The 23,741-nt window shown below is 69.5% G+C and carries 24 protein-coding genes, 1 other RNA gene and 2 pseudogenes; 10 read left to right on the top strand and 17 right to left on the bottom strand.

The features are described from left to right. Positions 1-57 precede the first annotated feature (57 nt). Positions 58-1,053 (top strand): metal ABC transporter solute-binding protein, Zn/Mn family, encoded by a 996-nt coding sequence (locus A6302_RS08690; protein WP_069306707.1) that lies wholly within the window; start codon positions 58-60, stop codon positions 1,051-1,053. Positions 1,054-1,346: 293 nt separating this feature from the next. Continuing rightward, entirely contained in the window at positions 1,347-2,669 is a 1,323-nt protein-coding gene (locus tag A6302_RS08685; RefSeq protein WP_069306706.1) for a GGDEF domain-containing protein, read from the top strand. A gap of 26 nt (positions 2,670-2,695) precedes the next feature. Here A6302_RS08685 and miaA read toward each other — a convergent pair whose 3' ends face one another. Further along, entirely contained in the window at positions 2,696-3,628 is a 933-nt protein-coding gene (gene miaA, locus A6302_RS08680) for a tRNA (adenosine(37)-N6)-dimethylallyltransferase MiaA (protein ID WP_245293995.1), read from the bottom strand. A 51-nt stretch (positions 3,629-3,679) separates the two neighbouring features. On the opposite strand from miaA, the gene serB reads away from it, so the two are divergent. Together serB and A6302_RS08670 are read left to right on the top strand one after the other, a co-directional pair. Beyond that, complete coding sequence (serB, locus tag A6302_RS08675) at positions 3,680-4,567, top strand: phosphoserine phosphatase SerB (RefSeq protein ID WP_069306704.1); 888 nt, start codon at positions 3,680-3,682, stop codon at positions 4,565-4,567. Then, on the top strand, positions 4,564-5,172 hold the full coding sequence (locus tag A6302_RS08670; protein ID WP_069306703.1) for a GNAT family N-acetyltransferase: 609 nt from the start codon (positions 4,564-4,566) through the stop codon (positions 5,170-5,172). The genes serB and A6302_RS08670 overlap by 4 nt, the downstream gene beginning before the upstream one ends. 6 nt (positions 5,173-5,178) lie before the next feature. On the opposite strand, the pseudogene A6302_RS08665 reads toward A6302_RS08670, so the two are convergent. The 10 genes and pseudogenes from A6302_RS08665 to A6302_RS08630 all read right to left on the bottom strand — a co-directional run bounded on the left by A6302_RS08665 (position 5,179) and on the right by A6302_RS08630 (position 12,433). Then, positions 5,179-6,659: pseudogene (locus A6302_RS08665) on the bottom strand (Do family serine endopeptidase). A 213-nt stretch (positions 6,660-6,872) separates the two neighbouring features. Then, on the bottom strand, positions 6,873-7,058 hold the full coding sequence (locus A6302_RS08660; protein WP_069306702.1) for a DUF2065 domain-containing protein: 186 nt from the start codon (positions 7,056-7,058) through the stop codon (positions 6,873-6,875). Beyond that, the gene (locus tag A6302_RS25725) at positions 7,051-7,239 is read right to left on the bottom strand and encodes a hypothetical protein (RefSeq protein ID WP_342586242.1); all 189 of its coding nucleotides are present in this window, start codon (positions 7,237-7,239) and stop codon (positions 7,051-7,053) included. Before A6302_RS25725 ends, A6302_RS08660 begins: the two co-directional genes overlap by 8 nt. Then, entirely contained in the window at positions 7,224-7,988 is a 765-nt protein-coding gene (gene hflC, locus A6302_RS08655; protein ID WP_342586241.1) for a protease modulator HflC, read from the bottom strand. Before hflC ends, A6302_RS25725 begins: the two co-directional genes overlap by 16 nt. Before the next feature lie 26 nt (positions 7,989-8,014). After that, positions 8,015-9,109, bottom strand: a complete 1,095-nt coding sequence (gene hflK / locus A6302_RS08650) for an FtsH protease activity modulator HflK (protein WP_069306701.1) — start codon at positions 9,107-9,109, stop codon at positions 8,015-8,017. 203 nt (positions 9,110-9,312) lie between these two features. Beyond that, complete coding sequence (locus A6302_RS25270; RefSeq protein ID WP_280938991.1) at positions 9,313-9,444, bottom strand: FAD-dependent oxidoreductase; 132 nt, start codon at positions 9,442-9,444, stop codon at positions 9,313-9,315. Between the two features lie 122 nt (positions 9,445-9,566). Further along, positions 9,567-10,568: pseudogene (locus tag A6302_RS08645) on the bottom strand (flavin monoamine oxidase family protein); the annotation flags it as partial. Between the two features lie 51 nt (positions 10,569-10,619). Further along, positions 10,620-11,132: a dihydrofolate reductase gene (locus A6302_RS08640; RefSeq protein WP_083255632.1), complete on the bottom strand. Its 513-nt coding sequence runs from the start codon at positions 11,130-11,132 to the stop codon at positions 10,620-10,622. Continuing rightward, positions 11,129-11,617, bottom strand: a complete 489-nt coding sequence (locus A6302_RS08635; RefSeq protein ID WP_069306712.1) for a GNAT family N-acetyltransferase — start codon at positions 11,615-11,617, stop codon at positions 11,129-11,131. Before A6302_RS08635 ends, A6302_RS08640 begins: the two co-directional genes overlap by 4 nt. A 21-nt stretch (positions 11,618-11,638) precedes the next feature. Next, entirely contained in the window at positions 11,639-12,433 is a 795-nt protein-coding gene (locus A6302_RS08630; protein ID WP_069306699.1) for a thymidylate synthase, read from the bottom strand. Between the two features lie 168 nt (positions 12,434-12,601). On the opposite strand from A6302_RS08630, the gene ssrA reads away from it, so the two are divergent. From ssrA to A6302_RS08610, 4 genes are all read left to right on the top strand, one after another. Next, positions 12,602-12,976, top strand: a transfer-messenger RNA (tmRNA) gene (gene ssrA / locus A6302_RS08625). 266 nt (positions 12,977-13,242) lie between these two features. Then, positions 13,243-13,896, top strand: a complete 654-nt coding sequence (locus A6302_RS08620; RefSeq protein ID WP_141703570.1) for an SspB family protein — start codon at positions 13,243-13,245, stop codon at positions 13,894-13,896. Beyond that, positions 13,812-14,117 carry a DUF4169 family protein gene (locus A6302_RS25720; protein ID WP_069306698.1) on the top strand — a complete coding sequence of 102 codons (306 nt, stop codon included), beginning with the start codon at positions 13,812-13,814 and terminating at the stop codon, positions 14,115-14,117. The genes A6302_RS08620 and A6302_RS25720 overlap by 85 nt, the downstream gene beginning before the upstream one ends. Positions 14,118-14,234: 117 nt before the next feature. Next, on the top strand, positions 14,235-14,483 hold the full coding sequence (locus A6302_RS08610) for a ribbon-helix-helix domain-containing protein (RefSeq protein ID WP_245293993.1): 249 nt from the start codon (positions 14,235-14,237) through the stop codon (positions 14,481-14,483). 227 nt (positions 14,484-14,710) lie between these two features. On the opposite strand, the gene A6302_RS25265 is transcribed toward A6302_RS08610, so the two are convergent. The 5 genes from A6302_RS25265 to A6302_RS08585 all read right to left on the bottom strand — a co-directional run bounded on the left by A6302_RS25265 (position 14,711) and on the right by A6302_RS08585 (position 20,015). Beyond that, on the bottom strand, positions 14,711-16,525 hold the full coding sequence (locus tag A6302_RS25265; RefSeq protein WP_069306696.1) for an AsmA family protein: 1,815 nt from the start codon (positions 16,523-16,525) through the stop codon (positions 14,711-14,713). Continuing rightward, entirely contained in the window at positions 16,525-17,079 is a 555-nt protein-coding gene (locus A6302_RS08600) for a hypothetical protein (RefSeq protein ID WP_069306695.1), read from the bottom strand. Before A6302_RS08600 ends, A6302_RS25265 begins: the two co-directional genes overlap by 1 nt. Continuing rightward, a complete protein-coding gene (locus A6302_RS08595) occupies positions 17,007-17,969 on the bottom strand; it encodes an AsmA family protein (protein WP_069306694.1) in 963 nt (320 codons plus the stop codon). Before A6302_RS08595 ends, A6302_RS08600 begins: the two co-directional genes overlap by 73 nt. Next, on the bottom strand, positions 17,921-18,541 hold the full coding sequence (locus A6302_RS08590; protein WP_280938989.1) for an AsmA family protein: 621 nt from the start codon (positions 18,539-18,541) through the stop codon (positions 17,921-17,923). The genes A6302_RS08595 and A6302_RS08590 overlap by 49 nt, the downstream gene beginning before the upstream one ends. Before the next feature lie 70 nt (positions 18,542-18,611). After that, complete coding sequence (locus tag A6302_RS08585; protein WP_069306711.1) at positions 18,612-20,015, bottom strand: FAD-binding oxidoreductase; 1,404 nt, start codon at positions 20,013-20,015, stop codon at positions 18,612-18,614. A 251-nt stretch (positions 20,016-20,266) separates the two neighbouring features. Between A6302_RS08585 and A6302_RS08580 the strand changes: the two genes are divergently transcribed. Continuing rightward, entirely contained in the window at positions 20,267-20,752 is a 486-nt protein-coding gene (locus A6302_RS08580) for a thioesterase family protein (RefSeq protein WP_069306692.1), read from the top strand. A gap of 70 nt (positions 20,753-20,822) precedes the next feature. Here A6302_RS08580 and A6302_RS08575 read toward each other — a convergent pair whose 3' ends face one another. Then, the gene (locus A6302_RS08575) at positions 20,823-22,601 is read right to left on the bottom strand and encodes a chloride channel protein (RefSeq protein ID WP_069306691.1); all 1,779 of its coding nucleotides are present in this window, start codon (positions 22,599-22,601) and stop codon (positions 20,823-20,825) included. Positions 22,602-22,880: 279 nt separating this feature from the next. Between A6302_RS08575 and A6302_RS08570 the strand changes: the two genes are divergently transcribed. Further along, a partial coding sequence (locus tag A6302_RS08570) for a TraB/GumN family protein (RefSeq protein ID WP_069306690.1) occupies positions 22,881-23,741 on the top strand: 861 nt, incomplete at its 3' end.

The following is a 23,741-nucleotide window of genomic DNA, read 5'->3' as shown; positions in this document are numbered from 1 at the left end:
CGTGCCTTCCGGCCTCCCGGACCCCGGACGACGCGCTTCCTCGAAAGGACCATAGCGATGACACGACCCACCCTGCTTGCGGGAACGATGGCGCTCGCCCTCTCGGCCCTCGTCTCCGGCTCCGCCTTTGCGAAAGACCTTCAGGTCGTTGCCACCTTCACCGTGCTCGGCGACGTGGTGAAGGCCGTCGGCGGCGACAAGGTCACGGTGACGACGCTGATCGGCCCGAACGGCGATGCCCACGAATTCGCGCCCTCCCCGGCCGACGCCAGCCGGCTCAAGGCCGCCGACCTCGTGTTCATGTCCGGCCTCGGGCTCGAAGGCTTCATGGAGCGGCTGATTTCCGCCTCCGGCTATGGCGGCACCCCGGTGGTCGCCTCGGAAGGCATCAGGCCGCGCGAGATGGAGGAGGCAGATCACGACGCGCATGAGGGCCACACCGACCATGACGCGCATGACGCCGACGCGGAACATGACACTCATGCCTCTGATGACGCCCATGCAGAACACGACCATGGCGAGCAGGATCCCCATGTCTGGAACGATCCGGCGAATGTGGAGATCTGGGTCGCCAACATCGAGAAGGCACTCGCGGCCGCCGATCCCGAGGACGCCGCGACATTCGCCGCCAATGCGGCCGCCTACGTGACCGAACTGAAGGCCCTCGACGCCTATGCCCGCGAGACCATCGGTGCGGTGCCGGCCGAGCGGCGCAAGATCCTCACCAGCCACGACGCCTTCGGCTATTTCGGGGCCGCCTATGGCGTCACCCTGCTGTCGCCTGTGGGCCTGTCCACGGAGGCAGAGGCCTCGGCTGCCGATGTCGCGAAGCTGATCGATCAGATCCGCGCCGAGGGCGTGAAGGCCTATTTCGTCGAGAACTCGTCGGATCCCCGCCTTGTCAGCCAGATCGCCGAGGCGACCGGCGCGCAGCCGGGCGGCGAACTCTATGTGGAATCCCTGTCGGGACCGGATGGCCCCGCGCCGACCTACCTGAAGATGCTGCGCCACAACGTCGACGAGATCGCCAAGGCTCTTGGCACGTCGTCGTGAGCCGCGGGCCGGGAATCGGGCATCAAAACCGCAATTCCTGAGCCACAGAACCCGGAATTCCGGACGAATTCCACGAAAATCCAACATGCAAATAAACGAAATGCTTACGTCCCCGTCCTAGTGTGACCCTGGTATTCCGCCCTCTCCGGAAAGGGTCCTGCCTCGTTCGCCGAGGTGGACGAAGGGTGCATGGTCGATCTCGTCTCTGCAACTGGTGCTGGCACGGCTGCGGTATCCCCCGGATGCCGCAGCCTCATGCCGTCTGCTGTCCGGACCCAGGGGAGACCCGTGCGATGAACGTCGTCAAGGCGTCCCACCGGATCGATCCGGACGCCGCGCCGCGCAGCGCGCCGGCCGTGGAGCCCGGCCGCAGCTTCTTCGACATGGATTTCTGGATCAACTGCCTCGGCACCCCCGTGCTGGTGGTGGAGGAAGACGCGCTTGTGGTGCGGGCGATGAACCGCAGCGCCGGGGTCATGTTCCGCCTCGGCGCCGACATCAGCCTGCCCTGCCCGATCGACCACCTCGTCGGCATCGAGGCGGCCCGCACGCTGGCCCAGACCTGGAGCGTCGGCCGTGTCGGCATGATCGGCGAGCCGATCCTCGTGCGCTGCCAGTTCGGCGATCATTGCCGGGTCATGCTCGTCACCATCGCACCTGTCGTCGTCGACGGCACGGCGATGCGGCTGTTCACCATCAGCGAATCCCCGCCCCCCGGCTCCGTCGCGATCGCAACCTGGCAGGAAAATCTCCTCGCCCTGCTCAACTGGCTGCCCTTCGGGCTCGAGATCACCAATCTCGCAGACGAGGCCCAGTTCGTGAACGCCCATTTCCACGAGCTGTTCGGCTTCGAGCAATATGAACTCAAGACCAGCGAGGACTGGTGGCGGCATGCCTATCCGGACCCCGACTACCGGCGCTTTGCCCGCAACCTGTGGGAAAAATCCGTCGAGGAGGCCCGCGCCGAGAACCGCGAGATGACGCCCTTCGAGCTTCAGGTCGCCACCAAGGACGGCTCGCGCCGCACGATCCAGTTCCGGCATCGCACGCTGCTCGACCTGCACGTCAACCTGTTTCTCGACGTGACCAAGGAACGGGCCTACGCCCGCGAACTGCGCCGGCTGGCCGACACCGATCCGCTGACCGGCATCATGAACCGCCGCCGCTTCTTCGAGGAAGCCGATCGCCTGTTCGCTACGTCCCCGGACGGCCACGGCAACATCGCGATGCTGCTGCTCGACATCGACCACTTCAAGCGCATCAACGACAACCACGGCCATGGTGACGGCGACATCGTGCTGGAGGAATTCACCCGCCGCTGCCGCGAGGCGATCCGCCGCGACGACCTGTTCGCCCGCCTCGGCGGCGAGGAATTCGTGGTGCTGCTGCCCGATGCCAGCGAGCGGGAGGTTCGCGAGATCGGCGAACGCGTGCGCGCCGCCATCGCGGACGCCCCGTTCATCACCGGCCTCGCCAGCATCCCGGTGACCGTCAGCCTCGGGGCAACCCTGCGCCGGGCCGGCGAATTCTCGGTCGATGCGGTGGTCTCGCGGGCCGACCGGGCGCTCTACAGCGCCAAGGCAAACGGCCGCAACCGTCTCGATATCGAGATCTGACGCAGGCCCCGCAGCCCTCGGCCTGATCACAGCATGAAGGACGCCAGAAACGCGGCCTCGTCGGCCTCGATCCGCTGCGGATCATGGCGCCGCCACGTCCCGAACTGGTTTCGGAACCATGTCTCCTGCCGCCGGGCGTAGCGCCGGGTCGCCGTCACCGCCGCCTCGACCGCCGCGGCAAGGTCCCTCTCGCCGCGCGCGGCCGCCACCATCTCGGGCACGCCGATCGCCTTCATCGCGGGCAGCGCCGGATCGAGGCCGAGGCTGTCGACGCGGGCCGCCTCCTCCAGCCCGCCCGTCTCCACCATCGCCTCGAACCGCCGGGCGATCCGCCCGTGCAGCCACGCCCGCTGCGGCGCCAGCACATGGCCGCGCCAGCTCCCCGGCGCGAGCGGCGGCTCGCCGGGCACCTGTTGCCAGGCATGCAGCGACCGGCCGGTCGAGTCCATCACCTCCAGCGCCCGGAGGATCCGCTGGCTGTCGGCCGGACGCAGCCGTTCGGCCATGGCCGGATCGCGCCGCGCCAGTTCGTCGTGGAGTTCGCCGGCCTGCGCGCTCGCCGCCCGCGCCCGCCACGCTTCGCGGATCGCCGGATCGATCGCCGGCACCGGCGACAGTCCGGCGGTGAGCGCCGTGAAATAGAGCCCCGTGCCGCCGGTGACGATCGGCACCGCGCCGCGCCGGCGGATCGCCTCGATCGCCGCCACCGCATCGGCCAGCCAGCGGGCCACGGTGTAGGCCTCCGCCACCGGCACGTGGCCGAACAGGTGATGGGCGACGCCGCCGGTTTCCTCCGGCAGCGGCCGGGCGGTGAGGACCGAGAGCTCGGCATAGACCTGCATCGCGTCGGCATTGACGATCTCGCCGCCAAGGGCACGGGCCAGCCGCACGGCCAGCGCCGTCTTGCCGCTCGCCGTCGGCCCCGCTATCAGGATCGCATCCGGGAGTTCTCCCGCCATCGCTTCCATCCGTCATCCGCCGCCTGCCGGCGGGTCCATCCGGGAACCGCCATGCCGCTCGTCGCAACCCTCGTCGCCTCGCCGCACACGGCGGCCGTGACCGACAGTCTGATCGCTGCCGCGGCCCGCGCCGTCAAGGCCGAGGCGACGACCGTGCTCGCACCGGCCATCGCCGTCGATCTCCTGCTCCCGTCCGGTGCCGACGCGGCGACGAGCAGGCAGAGCCTGCGCGACGTCATCGGCGACGCTCCCGTCGACGTCGTCGTCCAGAACGCGGCGACCCGCTGCAAGGCGCTGTTTCTCGCCGACATGGATTCCACCATGATCGGCCAGGAATGCATCGACGAACTCGCCGCCGAGGTCGGGCTGAAGGACCATATCTCGGCCATCACCGAGCGGGCGATGCGCGGCGAGATCGAATTCGAGCCGGCGCTGCGCGAGCGCGTTGCCCTGCTGAAGGGCCTGCCCTCCGAGGTCGTCACCCGGGTGATCGAGAGCCGGATCCGGCTGACGCCCGGCGGGCCGGAACTGGTGCGCACCATGCGCGCCTACGGCGCCTACACGGCGCTCGTCTCCGGCGGCTTCACGGTCTTCACCGGCCCGGTCGCCGCCCTGATCGGCTTTCACGAGGACCGCGCCAACCTGCTGGTCGAGGAGGACGGGCGGCTCACCGGCGAGGTCGCCGAGCCGATCCTCGGCCGGGAGGCCAAGCTGCAGACGCTGGTGGAGTTGCGCGACCACCTCTGCCTTGCCGACACGGCGACGATGGCGGTCGGCGACGGGGCCAACGATCTGGCGATGATCGGCGCCGCCGGTCTCGGCGTTGCCTATCACGCCAAGCCGAAGGTGGCCGCGGCCGCCCATGCCCGCATCGACCATGCCGACCTGACCGCCCTCCTCTACATCCAGGGCTACAGCCGCGCCGAGTTCGTCGAATGACGCGGATCGAGACGGATCGTCTGATCCTGCGGCCCTGGGAGGCGCGCGATCTCCTGCCCTTCGCCGCGATGTGCGATGACCCCGAGGTCATGGAATTCTTTCCCGACCGGCTGGACCTGGCCGGAACCGAGGCGGTGATCGCGCGGCTGGAGCAGCGCCGCCGCGACGGCGGCTTCGGCATGCTGGCCGCCGAGATCCGCGCGACCGGCGACTTCGTCGGCGTCATCGGCCTGCAGCGCGTGCCCTACGACGCCGCCTTCACCCCGGCCGTCGAGGTCGGCTGGCGGCTTGCCCGCGCCCACTGGGGCAAGGGCTACGCCAGCGAGGGCGCGGGCGGCTGCCTTGCCCATGGCTTTTCCGAAGGGCTGACCGAGATCGTCGCCGTCGCCCATGTGGCAAATGTGAAGTCGCATGCGGTGATGGAACGGATCGGCATGTCGCGCGACCTTGCTGCCGACTTCGACCACCCCGCCTTGCCGGCAGGACACCGGCTCGGCCGTCACGGCCTGTGGCGGATCGCGCGCCCGGCACCACACGGACCACCTGAACGCAAACGGCCGGGCAATGCCCGGCCGCAGCCTGTTGGTCTCGATATCAGCCGATGAGCCGGGTCAGTCGATCCGGAGCGCGACGAAGCGCAGCTCGCCCTGCGGATTGGCGATCAGCAGCAGCGCCGAGCGGCGATCGATCTTCTTCAGCTCTGCCACCGCCGAGGCGACGTCCTCCGGCGTGGAGACGGCCTCCTGCGCCACCTCGACGATCGTGTCGCCGGCGGTCACCCGCTTTTCGGCGGCCGGCGAATTCGGATCGACCGCGGTGACGACCACGCCGCGGATGTCGGCGCCGATGCTGAACTGCTGGCGGGCCGCGTCGTCAAGGACGGACAGCGACAGGCCGAGCACCTTTTCCATGGGCTTGGGCGCCGGCGCGTCCGGCTCCTCCACCGTCGTGTCGGCCTGGGCGGCCTGGGTCTCGTCCAGCCGGCCGAGGGTGACCTGAAGCTTTTCCTCGGCCCCCTGGCGCAGCACGGTCACGTCGACCGCCTTGCCGATGTCGGTGGTGGCGACGATCCGCGGCAGCTCGCGCATCTGGGTGATCGGCTGGCCGTCGAAGGACACGATCACGTCGCCCGGACGGATGCCGGCCGCCTTGGCAGGACCGTCGTCGGCCACGCCCGCGACCAGGGCGCCACGCGCAGCCCCGATACCGAGGCTCTCGGCGAGTTCGTCCGTCACCTGCTGGATGTTGACGCCAAGCCAGCCGCGGCGGGTCTCGCCGAATTCGACCAACTGGTTGACCACGCCGCGCGCGATCTCGGACGGAACGGCAAAGCCGATGCCGATCGAGCCGCCCGACGGCGAGATGATCGCCGTGTTCACGCCGACCACGGCGCCGTTCATGTCGAACAGCGGACCGCCGGAGTTGCCGCGATTGATGGCCGCGTCCGTCTGGATGTAGTTGTCGTAGGGGCCGGAGTTGATGTCGCGGTTGCGCGCCGACACGATGCCGACCGTCACCGTTCCGCCGAGGCCGAACGGGTTGCCGATGGCCATCACCCAGTCGCCGACCCGGATCTGCTCGGTTTCGGAGAACTTGACGGCGGTGAGCGGCTTGTCCGGCTTGACGCGCAGCACGGCGATGTCGGTCTTCTCGTCGCGCCCGATCAGCTCGGCCGTGAGCTTGGAGCCGTCGTTGAAGTTGGCGATGATCTCGTCGGCATCCTCGATCACGTGGTTGTTCGTGACGATGATGCCGGAGGCGTCGACCACGAAGCCCGAGCCGAGCGACTGCACCTTGCGCGAGCCGCCCTCGCCGCGATTCTGGTTGTCGAAGAATTCGTCGAAGAACTCCTGGAAGGGCGAGCCTTCGGGCACCTTCGGCAGCGGGACCGGCCGGTTGTTGCCGACCACCTGCTGCGAGGTGGAGATGTTCACGACCGCGTCGATCAGCCTTCGGCGAGATCGGCAACGGAGGCCGGGCCCTGCTGCGCATGGGCGGGCCCGAGCGTCGCGCCGGCAAGGAGGGCGACGGCGACGACGGCGGTTCCGGCACCCCGGCAGAAGCGGTTCAGGACATTGGGCTGGCTGGCCATCGGCCGCTTTCCTCCAGTTCGCATCAGCATTTCCGGCGCTGCTCCGGCATCGGGGTCAGGCACCGAAGCCTGGCTCCCCTGCAATGTGGTCTTCGCACAGTATCCGGCAAGGCCGCGCCGGCGGCAGCCGAATTTCGGCCCATGCGACATCACGATCCCGGCATTTCGAGGGCGTGACGCGCAGGCGAAGGGCGCGGGTAACCCCGCGCCCGTTCATCCCCGCACCAGCCAGACGACCACCACGCCGAGCGCCATGGCGAACAGACCGGCGGTGCGCAGCCGCGTGTCGTTGAGGACGGCAAGCGACTGCAGGTATCGTCGCACGGCACCCGGCGCGACCGCGTAGAGGAGCCCCTCCAGCGCGACCGCAAGGCCGAGTGCCGCGAAGAGATCACTCACGGCGTCGCGGGCTGCGGCGCGGCGGCGGCGGCCGGTGCAGCCGGCGCAGGCACGGCAGGCTCGGACGGCGTCGCCCCCGGCAGGATGCTTCCGACGAGCCGAAGTAGCGGAAGAACTCCGACGTCGGCGACAGCACCAGCTGCGAGTCGCCTGCTTCCAGCGCGGTCAGGTAGGCCTGCATCGACCGGTAGAACTCGAAGAAGCCCTCGTCCTTGCTGAAGGCGGCGGCGAACAGCCGGTTCTTCTCGGCGTCACCGGTACCGCGCAGCACCTCGCGTCACGCTGGGCCTCGGCGACGAGCACCGTTGCCTCACGGTCGGCCTCGGCGCGGATTCGCAGCGCCGCTTCCGTACCGTTCGCGCGCTCCTTGGCGGCGACGGCCAGACGCTCGGAGCGCATCCGCTCGTAGGTCTGCGACCGCACGTCGGCGGGGAGCTCGGTCTGGCGGATGCGCAGGTCGACCACGCCGATGCCGAGGCTCGACGCGTCCGGACGGATCAGGTCGCGGACCTGACGCATCATGTCGGCGCGCTCGCTGCTGAAGGCTTCCTCGTAGGACCGCTGGCCGTAGACCTCGCGCAGGCGCGAGTCGATGCGGGTGCGCAGGCGCTCCTGCGCCAGCTGGATGTTGCCGCCCACCGATTCGCGGAAGGCCTGCGGATCGAGGATGCGGTACGAGGCGAACGCGTCGACGATGAACCGGCGATCGTTGCGGAACAGGACTTCCATCCCGTTCAGCTCGAGCGTCTGCAGCCGGCGGTCATAATACTGCACGCTGTCGACCGCGCTGGTCGGCAGCTTGAAGTAGATGCCCGGCTCCTGGATCACCCGCTGGATCTCGCCGAAGCGGAGCTGGATGGCCTGCTCGCGCTGGTTGACGATGAACATCGAGGAATAGGCAACGAAGGCCGCGATCAGAAGAACGATCACGGCACCTGGGAAAGCAGCTCCACGCATCAGTTCACCCCCTGCTGGCGGCGCTGGTCGACTTCGGGAAGCGGCAGGTAGGGAACGACCCCGCTGCCGGCACCCTGGTCAATGATGACCTTCTTGGACTTCGAGAGCACTTCTTCCATCGTCTCCAGATACATGCGCTTGCGCGACACGTCCGGCGCGAGGCGATACTGCTCGTAGACGGCGTCGAAGCGCTGGGCCTCACCGGTCGCCTCGGCAATCACGCGGTCGCGGTAGCCGAGCGCCGCTTCGCGGATCTGGCTGGCCTCGCCTCGGGCGTCGCCGAGCCGCTTGTTGGAATATTCCATCGCCTGCTGCTGGAAGCGTTCGCGGTCCTGACCGGCGCGGACGACTTCGTCGAAGGCGTCGCGGACGTCGGCCGGCGGCAGGGCCTGCTCCATGTTGACCGAGGTCACGAGGATGCCGGCGTCGTAGGAATCGAGCACGTTCTGGATGATGTCCTCGACCGCAAGGCTGCCCGCGGTACGACCGGCGGTACGCACCGTCTCGGCCGGCGTCACCGCCACGTATTCACGCATCGCCGCCTCGGAGACCACGCGCACGAGATCCGGCTGATTGGCGATCTGGAACAGATACTTGATCGGATCGTTGATCTTCCAGTTCACCGTGAACTTGATGTCCACGAGGTTCTGGTCGCTCGCCAGCATGATGTTGCCCTGGCTCCCGGCCGGCGCGCGGTTCACGCCGATCGTCTCCTGGTTTTCCTTGAGCACCTGCGGCTTCTCGACCGTCTCGAACGGCCAGAAGATGAAGTGCATGCCGGGCGGATTGGTGTCCGGCTTGACCTTGCCGAACTGGAGCTCGACACCGACCTCGTCCGGCTGGACGACGTAGACGCTCTGGTAGAGCCAGAAGCCCACCGCCACGACGAGGATCAGCGGAAGAAGCGCGAGCGAGCCGGACGACCCGCCGCCGCCCGGCATCATCTGCTTCAGCTTGTCCTGACTGCGCCGGAGCAGTTCCTCCAGATCCGGGGGCTGCTGACCGCCGCCCGAGCCGCCGCCACGGGGTGGCTGCCCCCACGGACCATTGCCACCTCCACGGCCACCGCCGCCACTCTGGTTGCTCCAAGGCATGTGTTCCCGATCCTCTTCTCGCAGCCCTCAGGAGGGGCCGGCATCATTTTCGGTAAAGGCTCTCGTGGAGGCTTATAGGCGCAAGCGGCCTGCCATTCAACGAAACCGGCGCCCCGCGGCCCCGGTCAAGGTGGCATATGCTTTACGCACCCACGCATGAAGTAGGGTCCGGCGCCCGCAAGTTCAACGACTTGCAGGCAGCCTTACGACATTGCCTCCCGCGTGGACCCGGCCAGAAGCGCAATCACCCGTCCCGCCGCATCGAGACCGCTCTGATGGGCGCCGTGCGCGGTGGAGAAGGCGTGGTCGGACACCGCCTCGCCGGCAAGGAACAGCCGGTCACCGACCGGATCGGCAAGATGCCGCCGCAGGTCGGCCTTGCCCGGCAGCGCGCAGGAGTAGCGCCGCGCACGAAGGGATCGGACACCCAGTGGGTGGCCGTCGCCCCGACGATGCGTTTTGCGATGTCCGAGCCGAAGGCGTTGACGAGGCCCTGGCGCCCGAAATCCAGCATCGCCGCCTCGCCGTCCGCTTCCAGCCCGAGGGCGTGCGAGCCGCCGAGCTGGCCGATCGCCATCGGACGGCCGAAGGGATTGACCGTGAAGTTGATCGGCTTTCGCTCCGGACGGTCCGGATCGAAGGTCTCGACATAGCTGGTGGCCGGCAGGTCCTCGATCAGCCGGTCGAAGACGTAGACCACCTTCTCGGCCGTGCCGAGCGGACAGGCGGCGATCGCCTCCTGGGTGACCGCCGGAAGCTCGGGCGTGAAGCGGATCGCTCCGGCGGCCAGCACCGAGGTGGAGACGGTGACGATCACGGCCCGTGCCCGCAGCGTGCCGGCCGCGGTCTCGATCCGCACCATCGGCCCGGTGAGGTCGATCGCCGACACCGGGCAGGACAGCGTCACCGGCACCAAAGCGCCATGGGCGAGCACCAGCGCGCCGTAGCCGTCCTCGACCGGATAGTTCTCGTTGGTGTCGTGGTAGCGCGACAGGTCCAGCGTCGAGATCTGCGCCGGATCGAGCGCCGACAACAGCCGCATCCAGTGATCGACCAGCGGAAACCAGCGGTCGGAGGGGTCGAGCACCGACAGGGCGGAGACGTCCTCGCCGCGCTCGCCGGCCGCATCCGCGGCAGCAAAGCCGGCCTCGATCGCGTCCATCGCCGCCTGGCGCACCTCTTCGGGCGCCGGCGCGCCGTCGATGCAGAGTTTCAGCGAACGCCGGCTGCGGCGGCTCTCGTAGGCGATGCCGAGCTCGTCGGCGATCCGGCGATAGGGATTGACCGAGGCCGAATGCAGCCAGTGGCAGCCGCGGTCGAAGGGCATGCCGAAGGTCTCGGCGTCGGTGAAGGCCCGTCCCCCGCGCCGGCCGGCGGCCTCGACCACCTGCACCGCAAGCCCGGCCTCCATCAGCCGGCGCCCGGCGGACAATCCCGCCGCACCCGCGCCGACGACCACGACGTCGAAATCCGTCACCGCCCTCTCCTTCCAGCCTTCATGCAGCCGGCGTCAACCGCCTCGCCGCTCGTAGACGACGAACCGCGCCTCGGCGCTGTCGCGTTCGGTGCGCGGGATCGGCTCTTCGGAAACCACCGCCCAGACGTCCGGGTCGATCGCCGGGAACCGCGTGTCGCCGGCGGGCGCCGCGTCCACATGGGTGACATAGAGCCGGTCCGCGTCGCCGATCAACTGGCCGTAGATCGTGCCGCCGCCGATCACCATGATCTCGCCGTCCCCGCCCGGGGAAAGCCGCGCCGCCGCCAGCGCGGCGGCAAGGTCGGAGACGACCGTGGCACCCTCCGGCCGGAAGCCGTCGTCGCGGGTGACGACGATGTTGGTCCGCCCGTCGAGCGGCCGGCCGATCGAGGCGAAGGTCTTGCGGCCCATCACCACCGGCTTGCCCATGGTCAGCCGGCGGAAGCGCTTCAGGTCCGAGGACAGCTTCCACGGCATGTCGCCGTCGGCGCCGATGACGCCGTTGGCCGCGACCGCGACGACGAGGGAGAGGATCGGTTCGCTCATGTTGCTGCCTCTGCGCCAAGTCTGGCCAGCGCCGCGCCGCTGACCCGCACCGGCAGCCATTCGCGGTGGATCTCGGCGCCCTGCGCTTCGTAGAAGCCGATCGCCGGTGCGTTCCAGTCGAGCACGTACCAGTCGAGCCGGCCGAGGCCTTCCGCCGCGCAGCGCTGCGCCAGATGCACCAGCAGCGCCTTGCCGACGCCCTTGCCGCGGTGGGCCGGCCGCACGAACAGGTCGTCGAGGAAGATCCCGCGCCGGCCGACGAAGGTGGAGAAGGTGTAGTACCAGACGGCGGCGCCCACGGCCGCGCCGTCCTCCTCGGCGATGTCGCAGGAGACATGCGGCGGCGACGCGCCGAGGGCGGCGGCAAGATCGTCCGGGCTCGCCGTCATCTCGCCTTCGAGGCTTTCGTAGAGCGCCAGCTCGCGCACCAGGGTGTGGACGAGCGCGGCGTCGGCCGCGGTGGCGGAGCGGATCGAAAGGGTCATGATGCGGAGCACCCGTTGCCGTCAGACCGCCACTTCGGCGCGGATCGCCGGATGCGGATCGTAGCCTTCGAGCGTGAAATGCCCGTAGCGGAACTCCGACAGGCTGCGCACCGACGGATCGAGCCGCATGCGCGGCAGCGCGCGCGGCGCCCGCGACAGCTGGAGTTCGGCCTGCTCGATGTGGTTGCGGTAGAGATGGGCGTCGCCGAGGGTGTGGACGAAGTCGCCCGGCTCCAGCCCGGTCACCTGCGCCAGCATCTGGGTCAGCAGCGCATAGCCGGCGATGTTGAACGGCACGCCGAGGAAGATGTCGGCCGAGCGCTGGTAGAGCTGGCAGGAGAGCTTTCCGCGCGCGACATAGAACTGGAACAGGCAGTGGCAGGGCGGCAGCGCCATCGCCTCCACGTCGGCCGGATTCCAAGCCGAGACGATCAGGCGCCGCGAATCGGGATTGCGCCGGATCTCCCGCTCCACCCAGGCGATCTGGTCGATGGTGCTGCCGTCGCGCGCCGGCCAGGAGCGCCACTGCGCGCCGTAGACCGGGCCGAGGTCGCCGCGCTCGTCGGCCCATTCGTCCCAGATGGTGACGCCGTTGTCGCGCAGGTAGCCGACGTTGGTGTCGCCGGCAAGGAACCACAGCAGTTCGTGGATCACCGACTTCAGATGCACCTTCTTGGTCGTCACCAGCGGAAAGCCGTCGGCAAGGTCGAAGCGCATCTGGTGGCCGAAGACCGAGAGCGTGCCGGTGCCGGTGCGGTCCTCCTTGGACGTTCCCTCGCGCAGCACGCGCTCGAGGAGGTCGTGATAGGTCTTCATGGGCCACTCCAGTCCCGGCGCCCGGCGTCGCCGCCCGGCATTGATTCCCGTCGATCGTCGCCCGATCAAGTCACGATGTCGATCGTCCCCCGAAATCGGCAGCCGCCCCGCATCCGAACGCGGCGCATGAAATCGCGCGGCCGAATTCGTCATGGGCCATCCGACAACCGCCTTTGCAAAGCGATCCGCCATCCCTATATTCCCGGTGCCGGCGCAAGTCGGCTATGGCGATAAATGGGTGACGTAATAAACCTATCGGACCCGGGGGCGGTACCCGGCGCCTCCACCCGAGCCCGCGGCCCGCATCCACATGCGGATCAGACGCGGGCTCCGGCGGGGGCGAAACAGGATCGACGAGGGTGTAAAGGTCTTTCTTTCGCTCGGCATGGTACCGCCGTTATCGGGCTAAAATTGTAGTTGCCAATGACAACTATGCTCCGGTCGCTGTCGCCGCGTAATGCGGTGCCGGTAACCGAAATCAAGTCCTGAGGGGTAGCACTTTCAGGCGGGGTCCGGAGGCACCTGGCAACAGAAGCCTCCACTTCCCTGCTTTCGTTGTTTCTGCCTGTCCGTCCCTGCGCTGCCGCGCGGGCGATTGCCGCGATCTTTCGCGGTGGCGGCGCGTCAGCCTTGCCGGAAAAGCGTTTCCGCGCCGGGCGATGTTCGGATAGGATTGCCGCAATGGTCGCGGCGACGCGAAAGTCGTCCTTCGGCGGATCGTCATGATCCCGGTGCGGCGCGCATCCGACGACCAAACCCTATGACGAGCCCCGGATCCTGCGGCATCCGCCGGGCGATGGAACGAGTTGATGGCGGAAGATCTCATCAGATACGATGTCCTGACCCAGGACGCCCTGCGCGGCGTGGTCAAGAAGGTGCTTGGCGAGGTGGCCCGCGCGGGCCTGCCCGGCGAGCATCACTTCTTCATTGCCCTCGACAGCCGCGCACCGGGCGTGCGCATCTCCTCGCGCCTGCGCGAGCGCTATCCGGACGAGATGACCATCGTCCTCCAGCACCAGTTCTGGGACCTGACCGTCACCGAGACCGCCTTCGAGGTCGGCCTCGCCTTCGGCGGCGTGCCGGAGCGGCTGCATGTGCCCTTCACCGCGCTGAAGGGCTTCTTCGACCCGTCCGTGGAATTCGGCGTCCGCTTCGAGGTGCCCGTCGACGAGGCGGCCGAAGCCGCGACGCCGGCGCCGGCCGAACCCGGCGCGCCCGCGGCCTTCCCGGCACCGCAGCCGGCCAAGCGCCGGCGGCCAAGCTTCCCGTCGCCGCTCAGGCTGCCGACGAAACCGCCGCCGAGCCGGCCGACGACGCCGCCAAGGGCGCCGCCGTCGTGTCGCTCGACGCATTCCGCAAGAAGACCTGAGGCGCGGCGATGGGCGAAGTCGTCAACCTGCGTCTTGCCCGCAAGCGCAAGGCGCGGTCCGACAAGGACGCGCAGGCGGCCGAAAACCGGGTGAAGTTCGGCCGCACCCGTGCGGAAAAGGACCGGATCGCGGCGCAGGAGCGGATCGAGTCCAGCCGGCTCGAGGGTCATAGGCTGGAGGCCGGCCGGGTGGCGACCGACCGGAACGATGCCAACACGGGTCGGGCTGATCGGGCTGCGGGTGATTTCGTCGCCCCGTCCTCCGCGCCCGATGCGCCGCAGCCATCCGGCGACGCCGGTCCGCGGCGGACCTGATCCGCAGCCGGCCCACCTAACGGCGCCTGTCGTGCCACGATTCTCGCCCGCCGGATGCCACCTCTGCCGACCCGAGCCGCAGACCCGCCCTGTCATCCGCCGTGACAGGCCATCGACGTGAGAACCGTCCCAGCCATGGAAAAGCGCTCGCTCTCGCTCGCCGGCCACCGCACCAGCGTCGCCCTCGAGCCGGAATTCTGGACTGCCGTTGAGCGTCTCGCCGCCGAAGACGGCCTCAGCCTCGCCGCCTTCGTCGCCTCGGTCGATCGCGGACGGGGCGAGGGCAATCTGGCTTCGGCCCTGCGCGTGACGGTGCTGAGACGGGTGGAGGCTGCGGCCTCGGGGCAAGCGATGTCTTCAGACTGACGCGGAAAGTCAACCACCTCTCCATCGTCATTCCCGCGAACGCGGGAACCCATCCATCTCCGGGCGCAACGCCGGACAGAACGTTGTATTATCAGCAGATTTTCTTCCGAATCTCGATGTTGATCCTGCCGACTGATGGGTTCCCGCCTTCGCGGGAATGACGATGGAGAGGCCTTCTCGGCCAGCGGCAGACACCGCCAAAGCCAACGCGCCGCTTAATGCCCCCCTCACCCCCCACCCGGCGACGGGCCGACGTCGATGGGCGGTGGCAGGGGCTCCAGCGGCAACTGTTCGAGCTTCTGGCGGATCAGGTCGCCGAAGTCGTCCTCCGCAGGCGGAGCCGTGTCTGTACCCGGCCCGCCTGTCTGCGGGGCAAATTGCTGGACCTCGGGCGAGACGCCGGGCAGGAGGTCCATTTCCGCAGGCTGTCGTGCCCGTTCCTCCTCCGCGGCCCGTTCCTGTGCCGCGCGCTCGGCCGCAGCCCGTTCCTCCTCGGCCGCCTGCTCGGCGGCTGCCCGTTCCGCCTCCGCCCGCTCGGCCTCGGCGCGCTCCAGCGCGGCGCGTTCCTCGGCCGCCCGTTCGGCGGCGGCCCGTTCGGCCGCGATCCGGGCGGCTTCCGCGTCGCGCAGCGCCTGCTCGCGATCCTGCCGGATCCGCTTCACCTGGCGGGCAAAGGTCTCGCGCTCCAGAATGTCGGACTGCATCGCCTCGACCCGGCGCACCTCGCGCTCGAAGGCCCGCAGGGTCAGGTAGGCGGTGAAGGCGGTGACGTCGATCGTGCGCTCCGGCGCCGTCGCCTGGCCGCGGAACAGGATGCCGACCTGCGGCTGCGCACCGGTCACCGCGTCCGCGCCCGGGTCGATCGACAGGCTCCAGTCGCTCGACAGCGTGCCGCGCGTGAGATCGACGACGGCGGAGCCGACCGTCTCGGCCCGGCTGCCGGACACCTCCAGCCGCGGCGCCCGCAACGTGCCGCCCGCCAGCGAGAACGAGCCCTCGATGCCGGCAAAGACCAGATCGCCGGCGTCCACGTGGCTGGTGAAGGCGCGGGCGATCTCGGCGTCGTTGAGGTCGAGGCCGGCATCGGCAGCGCGGATCACCGCGCCGAAGGCGGCCGGGTTGAACGAGCGCAGCACGCCGTCGGTGGCCCTGAAGCTGCCGCCGCCGCCAAGGCCGGAGATGACGCCGGCGAGCGAACGCCCGACGCCCTCCACGTCCAGATCGAGATCGAAGCGGCCCGTGGCCACCGGCCGCCCGGCCCGCTGCCAGACGATGTCGTCCAGCGCCGCCCCGGCGACCTGCGCACGCAGGGCGATGTCGGCCGTGCCGTTGCCGCCGCGCTTGATCACAAGGCTGCCGGTCGCCCGGCCACCGGCGAAGACGCCCGAGATGTCGTCGACGGCGAACGCGTTGGACGAGGAACGCAGGTGCAGCGTGACGTCGTCGAGGTCGAGCCCTTCGGCAATGCCGACCCGTCGCACGCGCACCGCGACGTCGCCGTCGAGCCCGTCCGCGATCGAGGCGCCGAAGGGGATTTCCGGCCAGGGTGTCGCCGCGTCGATCGGCGGCTCCAGCGTGCCGGCGCCGAGCGCGATCTCGGCAAGGCCGGCGGCCTCGAGTTCGCCGAAGGACAATTCGCCGCCGACCGCCGGCCGCGCCGGGGCGAGATCCAGCGACAGCGCGCCGGCCGTCGGCGTGCCGGCGAAGCTGCCGGCGATGTCCGTGGCGGAGATGCGGTTTCCGGCCGCCGTGACCCTCGCGGAGAGATCGAGCGGCAGGCTCATCGTCAGGCTGGCAAGGCGCGGTCCCGCCAGCGCCAGCACCGGGCCGATGTCGTCGCTGCCGAGGCGGACGGCGAGATCGGCGGTGACGGGCGCAACGGCCGGCAGCGCGATCGTGCCCTCGATGCTGGTGGATGTGCCGCCGAGGGTCGCGTCGGCGGCGACGGTGAGCGCGCGCTCCGGCACGCCGCCGGCCTTGAGCGTGACCTGCCCGGCGCCGGGAGTACCGCCGTCGTCCACATCGAAGCCGAGCTGGCGCATCAGCCGGGCGCCGTTCGGCCCCTCCAGCCGGGCATCGAGATCGACGCTGCGTCGCGCCAGCGGTCGACCCGGCCCTCGAAGGCCATCCGGGTCTCGATCTGGGTTGCCCCGGCCGTGCCGGACAGCACCGCGGCCGCCACCGTGCCCTCGCCCTTGGCGCGGGCGTCAAGCTCGACGCGCAGGCGCAGCGGGGTCGCCACCGGACCGGCGACGGCCGCAAGGGCGGCGGTCCGGCTTTCGGGGAGAAGATCGGCGGCCAGCTGCGCCGCAGCCTTTCCGTCCTCGACGGACACCGACGCCTCGATCCGGCCGTCGGGGGCGCGGGCCACGTCGACGATCCGGCCGGAGGCGGTGATCGCCGCGCCGGCAAGATCCCGGACCCGGAAGCGGTCGAGACCGAGGGTGCCGCCTTCGAGGCGGGCATCGACATCGACCCCGCCGGCGGTCACGGTGCCGAAATCCACCGCCTCGGCCCGCAGCTTCAGGGCGAAGTCGGACGCGGCAAGGCTCGTTGCCGGGTCGTTGCCGGCGACCAGCGCCGCGAGCGAGCGCACCGCGCCAAGGTCGAGCTGGCCGGCGTCGAGATCGGCGGCGAGGTGGGGCCTGCGCGCGCCGGCCGCCGGCGTGTAGTCGAAGGTGCCGGAAATCTCGGCCTCGCCGATGGTCGCGGCAAGGTCGCGCAGCGTGATCCCCTCGCCCGAGGCCGAGACGTCGGCGGCCAGCGAGAAGGCCGACAGTCGCCCGGCGTCGCGGCCCGGCCGCCACCAGGAAACGAGCGTGGCCGCTGGCGCGAGGCGAGCGCCGCATGGCCGGTGAAGGCGAGGCCGCCGAGCGGGCTGCCTGCGGTGTCGGCGCCGCCGGTCTTGATCTCGCCGGTCGCCGCCAGTTCGCTCTGGCCCGGCAGGCGCGCCTCGAACTGGTCGATGCGCCAGCCGTTGTCGCGGGTGGAGGCATCGAAGCGGACGTCCTGGATCAGGTCGCCGCCAATCACGATGCCGGGAATGTCGAAGCCGATCTGGCCCGGAATGCGCGGGCGCGGCAGGGCGGAGAGCGCCGCGGCAAAGCCGTCGAGCGCGTCGGCGAAGGCGACGGGGCTGCTGGCGCCGCCGCCGAGCGTACGGTCGACGTCGATCTGCCGCGACGACAGCACCGCGTCGAAGAAGGGCGCGTCGGCGAAGGTGACGTTGGCCGCCCCGGTCACCACGAAGGGCCGGTCCTCGGGCCCGTAGCGGAACTCGCCGTCCTTGAGCAGGAAGCGGTAGGGGTCGAGGTCGAAGGCGGCGGTGACGTGGAACGGCTGGATGTCGCCGGGCTCCGCAGGCATCACCCGCGTCAGCGCCATCGTGCCGGCGTAGTTCGGCACGCTGCCCTCCACCGACAGCTTGCCGTCGACGGTCACCGACAGCGGCCGGTCGGCGGGGAGGATTTCCGCGGAAAGCCGCACCGCGCCCGCTTCGTCCGGCTCGCCGGAGGAGGCGCGGATGCGGGCCGGCACGCCGTCGAAGACACCGCTGCGTCGAGCTTGTAGGGCCCCGCCAGCGAGCGGGCATCGACGAGCGCGTCGATGTCGGTGACCACATATTCGGCCTTGCGGCGCAGGTCGACGACGCTGACCCGGCCGTTGCGGATGTCGACCCGTTCCAGCACCACGCGCCTCGGATCGATCGGCCCGTCCTCGCGGGCGGACAGCCACTCGAAGCCGCCCTCCTCGGTGATGCGGATGTTGGCCGAGGGTTCGTCGAGCGCCATCTCGACGACCCGCACCTCGCCGGTCAGAAGCGGAAACAGCTCCACGCGCACGGCAAAGCGCTTGACCGTCATCAGCGGCGCGACGCCGGCCTCGCCGATCCGCACGTCGGTGAAGGTCAGCGACGGCAGCGGCAGCAGCTGCGCGTCCGCCGTGCCGTCGACACGAACCGGATGGCCGATCACCGCCTCGGCCTGGGCCTCGAAACTGGAGCGGAAGGCATTCCAGTCGACGAAGAACGGCCCGACCAGCGCCGTCAGCAGCGCCAGGACGATCGCGACACCGATGCCGAAATAGAGCTGGTTCAGGATCCCGCCTCCGCTCGCGTTCCGTGCGCCGTCATCCCGGCATCTTGCCGGGGTTCATGATGCCGTCGGGGTCGATCGCATGCTTGATCCGCCGCATGACGTCGAGGGCGCCGGGACCGTGCTCGCGTTCGAGATATTTCAGCTTGCCCTGGCCGACCCCATGCTCGCCCGAACAGGTGCCGCCCATCTCGATCGCCCGGAGATTGAGCCGGCCGATCAGCGCGGAGGCGCGGCCCAGCATCTCCGGGTCGGCCGGGTCGGCGAGCAGTGTCAGATGGAAGTTGCCGTCACCCACATGGCCGACGATCGGGGCGATCAGGCCACTGTCGGCGACATCTGCGGCGGTCGCGACCACGCAGTCGGCGAGCCGCGAGATCGGCACGCAGACGTCGGTGGCGGTGACGCGCCAGCCGGGTTTCAGCGCCTGCGTCGCCCAGTAGACGTCGTGGCGCGCCTGCCACAGGCGCGAGCGGTCCTCGGCCCGCGTCGCCCAGACAAAGGCGCCGCCGCCGTTGTCGGCCGCGATGGCCCCGAAGAGATCCGCCTGTTCGGCGACCCCGGCCTTCGTGCCGTGGAACTCGACGAACAGCGTCGGCACCTCGGCGAGCGTCAGCTTCGAATAGCCATTGCAGGCGGCCACCTGTTCGGCGTCCAGCAGCTCGATCCGCGCGACCGGAATGCCGCTCTGGATCGTCGCGATCACCGCCCGGCAGGCGCCGTCGACGCTTTCGAACGGACAGACGCCGGCCGCGATCTCTTCGGGAATGCCGAACAGCTTGAGGGTGATGCCGGTGATGATGCCGAGCGTGCCCTCCGAGCCGACGAACAGCCGGGTGAGATCATAGCCTGTAGACGATTTTCGCGCACGGCTGCCGGTTCGGATCACCTCGCCCGACGGCAGCACGACGGTCAGCGCCAGCACGTTGTCCTTCATCGTGCCGTAGCGCACGGCGTTGGTGCCCGAGGCGCGGGTCGCGGTCATGCCGCCGAGGCTGGCGTCGGCGCCGGGATCGATCGGGAAGAACAGGCCGGTGTCGCGCAGATGGGCGTTGAGCGCCTTGCGGGTGACGCCGGGCTCCACCGTGCAGTCGAGGTCGTCGGGATTGATCTCGACGATCCGGTTCATCCGGGAAAGATCGATGGAAACACCGCCGCGCGGCGCGTTGACGTGGCCCTCCAGCGAAGTGCCGGTGCCGAACGCGATCACCGGGACGCCGGCGTCGGCGCAGACGCGCACGGCAAACGCCACATCCTGCGTGCTTTCGGCGAAGACGACGGCTTCGGGCGGCTGATTCGCCAGCAGGGTGACGGTGTGGCCATGCTGCAGCCGCACCGCTTCGGACCGGCTGAAGCGATCGCCGAACTGCGCCGCGAGGGCGTCGAAGGCCTGGGCGCGCCGGTCATCGCCTCCGGTCGTCGCCTCCGTCACGCTCATCTGCGAAAACTCCACGGCACACGCACTCCATCGGCCCGATCTGCCAGCCGACAGGGAACCTATCAAATGCGCAGCCGTTCGCAAAAAGCTTTACGCTGCCCTGCGGGATGATCGAGGGCGATGCAGCGGCGATTTCGGGCTCCGTTGCCTGCAAATCCGGTTGGCGAAAGGGAATCTGCCGAAAGCCCTGCCCGCACGCGCCGAAACATGATGAAATGCAGCCTGCATCCGAAGAAAGCCGAGGACCGCCCGTGAACCTGTCCGTGCCCTATGTCTCCCCGCCCTTCGGCCTCGAGGCGGGCTGGATCGACTACAACGGCCACCTCAACGTGGCCTACTATCATGTCGTCTTCGACCAAGCGCTCGACGATGTCCTGATCTCGCTCGGGCTCGGGCCGGGCTATGCCTCGCTGCGCAAGCTGTCGACCTTCACGGTCGAGACCCATACCTGCTACCTCGCCGAGGTGCCGTCCGAGGCCAAAGTGCAGGTGATCACGCAGTTGCTCGCCGCCGACCGCAAGCGCCTGCATTTCTTCCACGAGATGCGCAGCTTCACCGGCGGCACCCTGCACGCCACCTGCGAGCAGCTCTCGCTTCACGTCGATCTGGTGCGGCGCAGGGCCTGCGAGTTCCCCGCCGACATCCAGAACAAGGTGGACGAGATGAAGCTCGCCCACCGCCGCCTGCCCGTACCCGAGCGCGCCGGGCGCAACATCGCGCTGAAGCGGCCGGACTGACGCGCCCCGCGGCCGCAGGCCGTGCGAACCCGGTCCCGACGCGCGCGGCATCCTCAGCCGTAGTGGTTCCTCACCAGGCGCCCGCGAGTTCGGGCTCGTCGATGACGCCGACGACGTCCTCGGGCCGCGGCACGCCGGGCCCTTCCCGGATGATCACGGCGAAGGTGCGCTGGCGCTTGCTCATGCGGGTGACGACGGTGTTGAGCGTGCTGTCCTCGGCCGCCACCACGAAGTCCTTCGAGACGATGTCGGCGAGCGTCTGGCCGGCGAAGCGGTCCGGCTGGTAGGGAATGCGGGCGATCCGCACGAAGCCGGCGATGCGCGCGCCGTCGGCGACGATCACGTGCCGGCGCCCCTCCCCGGGCAGGGCCGCCAGCATCTCGGCGACGGGGGTGGTGATCGCAAACACCGAGAAGGCGCCGCTCATCGCCTCGCGCGCCGGCTGCACCAGGAACATGTTGGTGGAGCGGTCGGTCGGGATCGGCTTGCCGCGGTTGCGCAGCTTGATCGTGTAGATGTCCGAGACGACCAGCGCCCGGCGCACGCCGACCGCAATCGCCACGGCCAGCACCAGCGGCACGATGATGTCGTAGTCGCGGGTCATCTCGAAGATCATCACGATCGCCGTCATCGCCGCGCTGGTGGCACCGCCGACCATGGCGCCCATGCCGATGACGGCAAAGGTCGGCACGTTGAGCCCGGCATCGGGAAACACCGTCATGCCGAGAATGCCGACGGCGCCGCCAAGCGTCGCGCCCATGAACAGGCTCGGCGAGAAGATGCCGCCCGACGCCCCCGCCCCGAGGCTGATCGAGGTGGCGAGCATCTTGGCGACGAACAGGGCGAGCAGGACGACGAACACCGTCTTCTCGCCCGCCAGCACCGACTGGATCGTGGCGTAGCCGACGCTCATCACCTCGTAGTGGCCGGTCCAGTGCAGGAAGCCGTAGCCCATGAGGCCGACCATCGACATGCCGAGGGCGTTCTGGACATAGGGGTTCACCGGCATCTTCTCGAACAGGTCCTCGCAGAATTCCAGCACCCGCACGAAGGCGAAGGCGGCCACCCCCATGGCAAGACCGACCGCGGCGGCAACGAGCAGCTCCGGCACGTTGACAGTCTCGAGCTGCGGGATCTCGGCGATCGGCACGAGAAAGGCCGATTCCACCCCGAGCGCCAGCCGGGCGATGTAGGTGGAGGTGGCGGTGGCGGCCACCACAGGCAGGAAGGTGCGGGTGCTCACCTCCGGCAGCAGCACCTCGACGGCGAACAGCACGCCGCCGAGCGGAGTGTTGAAGGTCGCCGCGATGCCGGCGCCGGCCCCGGCGGCAAGCAGGGTGATCTTCTGGGCGCGGGCAAGGCCGAGCATGCGGCCGAAGGTGGAGCCGAAGGACGAGCCGATCTGGATGATCGGCCCCTCGCGGCCGACCGAGGCGCCGGTGCCGATGGACAGCGCCGAGGCGAGCGACTTGACCACCGCGACGATGCCGCGCACGTCGCCGTTCTTGTGGTAGATCGCGTACATCACCTCCGGCACGCCGTGGCCCTTGGCCTCCGGCGCGAAGCGGCGCACGAGAAACACCACGATCAGCCCGCCGATCACCGGCACGAGGATGACGAAGGGCCCCCACGGACTTTCCGGCCCGTAGAGGTTCGGGTCCATCTCCCACGAGAGGACGCCGTAGTTGGCGAGGTTGTGGACCAGCGCGATCAGATACTTGAACACGATCGCTCCGACCGCCGCCACGCAGCCCACCACGAAGGCGAGGAACACCAGCGCCGGCAGCCCCACCTCCCGTTCGGCTTCGGAGGTGTCCGGGGCAACGGGGGGCGTGCTGGTGATCGACATCGCATCCTGCGCGGAACGGATCCTCCCGCGCAAAAGCCGGCGAAGGATCGGTGGATCGATAGGATGCCTTACGGTTTGGCATCTTCGCACCGCGACGGTCAACCGGACGTGGCGAAAATAGGGCAACGACACCACGATATGCGATGATCCTCGGACCCATCGGCCGCGTATTCCGTTCGGGCCGGCAGACGACCGGCTGATCGGACAACGGGGCAGGAGCGAACCATGGCGCGGCAACCGGACCCTGAGGGGAGAACCCGGCCAGACCCGGGGCGTGGCTTGGCCGGTGCCTGGCAGCGCGGCCTTGCGGCCTGCGTGATGCTGGCGACCGCCACGACCCCCGCCGCCGCCGACCCGGCGCTTTGGGTGGCGCGCGACGCCGACAGCACGGTCTACCTGTTCGGCACGATCCACATCCTGCGGCCGGGTCTGCGCTGGCTGACGCCGGATGTGCTGCGCAAGCTGCACGAGAGCGACGCCCTCTATCTGGAAACCGACATCCGCGGCCAGTCCCGCGACCTCGTCGAGAGCTACGGCAAGGACCCGGACCGGCCGCTGACCACGACGCTCGACCCTGAGGACCTCGCCACGGTGAAGGCCAGCGCCGACAGTCTCGGCGTGGACTTCGCGCAGATCGATCCGCTGCGGCCCTGGCTGGCGATGATCGCGCTCAGCACCGCGGCGACCGAGAAGGCCGGCTACCGCCTCGAGGGCGCGGACATCCAGCTGATGCGCCGGGCGATGCTCGGCAAGAAGCCGATCCGCGGCTTCGAGACCGCGCAGGACCAGGTGGCGCTTCTCTCCGGCGAGGCGGAGGCGCGGCAGGTCGAGATGCTGATGGGCTCGATCGAGGAGATGGACCGCTTCCCCGCCCTCCTTGAATCCATGGCCTCGGCCTGGGTGGACGGAGAGGACGAGCGTCTGATGACCCTGATCCTCGACAGCATGGAGATCGTCGACGAGGGTTTCCGGACGAAGATCCTGACCGACCGCAACCGCCGCTGGGCCGACGAGATCGAGCGGCTGATGGACGGCTCCGGCACCCTCTTCATCGCCGTCGGCGCCGCCCACCTCGCCGGCGCGACAGCGTGCAGGCGTTCCTGGCGGAAAAGGGGATTGTTGCGGAGCGGGTCGGTGCGG

This window comes from Methylobrevis pamukkalensis (assembly GCF_001720135.1).
GTDB classification, from domain to species: domain Bacteria; phylum Pseudomonadota; class Alphaproteobacteria; order Rhizobiales; family Pleomorphomonadaceae; genus Methylobrevis; species Methylobrevis pamukkalensis.
Note: the sequence above shows the minus strand (reverse complement) of the source record. Positions and strands in the feature narration are given on the sequence as shown.

Excerpts from the sequence above, each read along its gene's own strand:
- A6302_RS08685 (WP_069306706.1), top strand. The coding sequence starts at position 1,347 with ATGAACGTCGTCAAGGCGTCCCACCGGATCGATCCGGACGCCGCGCCG.
- A6302_RS08640 (WP_083255632.1), bottom strand. The coding sequence starts at position 11,132 with ATGAGCGAACCGATCCTCTCCCTCGTCGTCGCGGTCGCGGCCAACGGC.
- A6302_RS25720 (WP_069306698.1), top strand. The coding sequence starts at position 13,812 with ATGGGCGAAGTCGTCAACCTGCGTCTTGCCCGCAAGCGCAAGGCGCGG.
- A6302_RS08690 (WP_069306707.1), top strand. The coding sequence starts at position 58 with ATGACACGACCCACCCTGCTTGCGGGAACGATGGCGCTCGCCCTCTCG.
- A6302_RS08585 (WP_069306711.1), bottom strand. The coding sequence starts at position 20,015 with ATGAGCGTGACGGAGGCGACGACCGGAGGCGATGACCGGCGCGCCCAG.
- A6302_RS25725 (WP_342586242.1), bottom strand. The coding sequence starts at position 7,239 with ATGCAGGCCTACCTGACCGCGCTGGAAGCAGGCGACTCGCAGCTGGTG.
- A6302_RS08575 (WP_069306691.1), bottom strand. The coding sequence starts at position 22,601 with ATGTCGATCACCAGCACGCCCCCCGTTGCCCCGGACACCTCCGAAGCC.
- serB (WP_069306704.1), top strand. The coding sequence starts at position 3,680 with ATGCCGCTCGTCGCAACCCTCGTCGCCTCGCCGCACACGGCGGCCGTG.
- A6302_RS25265 (WP_069306696.1), bottom strand. The coding sequence starts at position 16,525 with ATGCGCCAGCTCGGCTTCGATGTGGACGACGGCGGTACTCCCGGCGCC.
- A6302_RS08620 (WP_141703570.1), top strand. The coding sequence starts at position 13,243 with ATGGCGGAAGATCTCATCAGATACGATGTCCTGACCCAGGACGCCCTG.
- hflK (WP_069306701.1), bottom strand. The coding sequence starts at position 9,109 with ATGCCTTGGAGCAACCAGAGTGGCGGCGGTGGCCGTGGAGGTGGCAAT.
- miaA (WP_245293995.1), bottom strand. The coding sequence starts at position 3,628 with ATGGCGGGAGAACTCCCGGATGCGATCCTGATAGCGGGGCCGACGGCG.
- A6302_RS08670 (WP_069306703.1), top strand. The coding sequence starts at position 4,564 with ATGACGCGGATCGAGACGGATCGTCTGATCCTGCGGCCCTGGGAGGCG.
- A6302_RS08630 (WP_069306699.1), bottom strand. The coding sequence starts at position 12,433 with ATGAAGACCTATCACGACCTCCTCGAGCGCGTGCTGCGCGAGGGAACG.
- A6302_RS08635 (WP_069306712.1), bottom strand. The coding sequence starts at position 11,617 with ATGACCCTTTCGATCCGCTCCGCCACCGCGGCCGACGCCGCGCTCGTC.